2 protein-coding genes are annotated in these 2825 nt (G+C 40.5%); both read right to left on the bottom strand.

Going from position 1 to position 2825, the window contains the following annotated elements:
* Position 1: 1 nt before the first annotated feature.
* The gene (gene argH / locus A5294_RS05115) at positions 2 to 1519 is read right to left on the bottom strand and encodes an argininosuccinate lyase (RefSeq protein ID WP_004119410.1); all 1518 of its coding nucleotides are present in this window, start codon (positions 1517 to 1519) and stop codon (positions 2 to 4) included.
* Positions 1520 to 1556: 37 nt separating this feature from the next.
* Positions 1557 to 2771 carry an argininosuccinate synthase gene (locus A5294_RS05110; RefSeq protein ID WP_004106825.1) on the bottom strand — a complete coding sequence of 405 codons (1215 nt, stop codon included), beginning with the start codon at positions 2769 to 2771 and terminating at the stop codon, positions 1557 to 1559.
* Positions 2772 to 2825: the final 54 nt, after the last annotated feature.

The raw sequence follows: 2825 nt of genomic DNA, 5'->3' as shown, positions 1-2825 counted from the left end.
ATTATTTTATAGACGAAATATAAGCAGAACCATCGCTTTTCGAATTTGCAAATTTATAATAATTATCGATTGCGTTTTCAGCCTCTACAATTTGCTCTTTAACTCGCACGAAGGCTGTACCGCCACGACCGCATCTGGCAGACACAGATCCAGCACTAGTCAATATTGTTCTAATATTCGCAATTTCTTCGCTATCAACAAAACCGCTTAGAATATTTGAAAAATCATCATCGCTTAAATCAGCAAGATCTCCCCCAATTTCCTCAGCTCGCTTTACACACAAACCAGACAAAGTATGAGCATTACGGAATGGAACACCCTTTTTTACAAGCCATTCTGCAATATCTGTAGCAAGAGCGAAACCAGTAGAAGACTGTTCATAAAGTCTATTTAGATCAAATTTCATAGTTTCTACCATTCCAGCAAAAGCTGGAAGCAGCACTTCTAAAGTGTCAATTTGATCAAAAACAGCTTCTTTATCTTCCTGCAAATCGCGAGCATAAGCAGTAGGAAGACCTTTAAGAGTTGCCATTAAACCAGTTAAATCGCCTATTAATCTACCAGCTTTACCGCGAGCAAGTTCCGCAATATCTGGATTCTTTTTTTGAGGCATAATCGATGAGCCAGTTGAATAAGCATCATCTAAACGAACAAATGCAAATTCTTGAGTATTCCAAATAATAATTTCTTCACTTAATCGTGATATATCAACGCCAACCATTGCTGCAATGAATGAAAATTCTGCAACTAAGTCTCTACTTGCAGTTGCGTCTATAGAATTAGCGCAAACTTTTGAAAAACCAAGCTCTTTAGCTACTTCTTCTGGATTAAGACCAAGAGTATTGCCTGCCAAAGCGCCTGCTCCATAAGGGCTTTCATCTGCACGCAAATCCCAATCTATGAAGCGATTTACATCTCGTAAAAGCGGCCAAACATGTGCCATTAACTGATGCGCAAGCAAAATTGGTTGAGCATGTTGCATATGAGTGCGACCCGGCATCACCGCGTCTTTTGCATTTTTTGATTGATTCAGCAACGCTTGGCAAACTGACAACAATAATGATGCAATAATGCGCGCATGCCTACGCAAAAACATACGTATTAAAGCTGCAATTTGATCATTTCTAGAGCGACCTGCACGAAGCTTTCCGCCAAGCTCATTTCCAGCAATTTCAAGTAAACCGCGCTCTAACGCTGTAGCTTCATCTTCATCTTCCTCAATGGGTGCGAAAGTTCCGTCATCTACATGCTTTTGCAATTCATCTAATGCACAAGATAAATCAGCATACTCTTTTTCGTTAAGAAGACCTGCACGATGCAACGCATGCGCATGAGCTCTAGAACCAGCAATATCATCATCCGCTAATCGCCAATCAAATTGTGTGGACTTGCTTAGTTTCGCTAGCTCTGCTGAAGGACCTGAACTAAATCGTCCACCCCACAATGCAATAGGGTGATTAGTATTATTAGTTTCATTATTTTCTAGTTCTGCGGCTGCTGCTTTTGTTGCATCGTGCATAGTTTATTACCTTTATATCTTTTTTATATATATCGTATTAGTTGTTGTTTGCAACGCGCATATCTCTTGCTGCTGCAACCTTGCTAGACAATCCGTAGATTTCAATGAATCCATTGGAAGCACGCTGATCAAATGTATCTGAAGAATCATATGTTGCTAAATTAAAGTCATACAATGATTCCTCAGAACGGCGTCCTGTAACTACAGCTTTGCCAGCATACATAGTCATTCGAATTTCTCCAGAAACATGCTCTTGAGTCTCATTAATAAATGCGTTAAGAGAACGCACAACTGGAGAGAACCACTGACCATCATAGACAAATTCAGCCCACTTTTTATCAAGAGCACGCTTTAGCCTGTGCTGCTCACGCTCCAGGCAGCAATTTTCAAGCTCTTGGTGTGCAACAATTAAAGCTTGAGCACCTGGAACTTCGTACAATTCACGAGATTTAATTCCTACAAGACGATCTTCAATAATATCGATTCGTCCAATTCCTTGCGCTCCAGCTCTTGCATTCATTTCTTCAATTGCTTGCAAAGGTGTTACGCTATGACCGTCAATTGCGACTGGAATACCTTTTTCAAAAGTAATTGTAACTTCATCCGGTTCTTGAGATTCAAGAGGATTTTGCGTATAAGAGTAGCACTCTTCAGTCGGAGCATTCCATGGATCTTCTAGGAAACCAGTTTCGATTGCACGACCCCACACGTTTTGGTCGATCGAATATGGGCTTTTCTTGCTCTGTTCAATTGGAAGCTTATGCTCGTTAGCGAACTCTATTTCAACATCACGAGTAAGTGACAAGTCTCGAATTGGGCTAATAGCTTTTAATTCTGGATCCAAAGATTGGATTGCAACTTCAAAACGAACCTGATCGTTTCCTTTACCTGTGCAACCGTGCGCAATTGTGTCTGCATCAAATTGATGAGCTGCATTCACTAAGTGTCGAGTAATCAAAGGCCTAGAAAGAGCAGAAACCAATGGATACACGTCTTCATACATTGCGTTAGCTTTTAATGCAAGCATGCAATAGTTATCTGCGAATTCTTCGCGAGCATCGACAACATATGCTTCAACTGCACCACAAGCCAAAGCACGATTTTTAATTACTTCAAGCGCTTCACCGCCCTGACCAACGTTTAGTGACACAGCTACAACGTCTTGACCTGTTTGCTCTTTAAGGTATGGAATTGCTACAGAAGTATCGAGGCCACCTGAATACGCCAAGACAATACGTTTTTTATTAGTCATAGTGACCTCCCAGGTCATGTATTGAATAAATAAACAATAAAGAGCATATTATAC

The organism is Gardnerella sp. 30-4 (assembly GCF_001641215.1).
In the GTDB taxonomy this organism is placed as follows: domain Bacteria; phylum Actinomycetota; class Actinomycetes; order Actinomycetales; family Bifidobacteriaceae; genus Bifidobacterium; species Bifidobacterium leopoldii.
Note: the sequence above shows the minus strand (reverse complement) of the source record. Positions and strands in the feature narration are given on the sequence as shown.

What these genes read in the sequence shown, in the direction of transcription:
- argH (WP_004119410.1), bottom strand. Translation starts at nt 1,519, where the DNA reads ATGCACGATGCAACAAAAGCAGCAGCCGCAGAACTAGAAAATAATGAA.
- A5294_RS05110 (WP_004106825.1), bottom strand. Translation starts at nt 2,771, where the DNA reads ATGACTAATAAAAAACGTATTGTCTTGGCGTATTCAGGTGGCCTCGAT.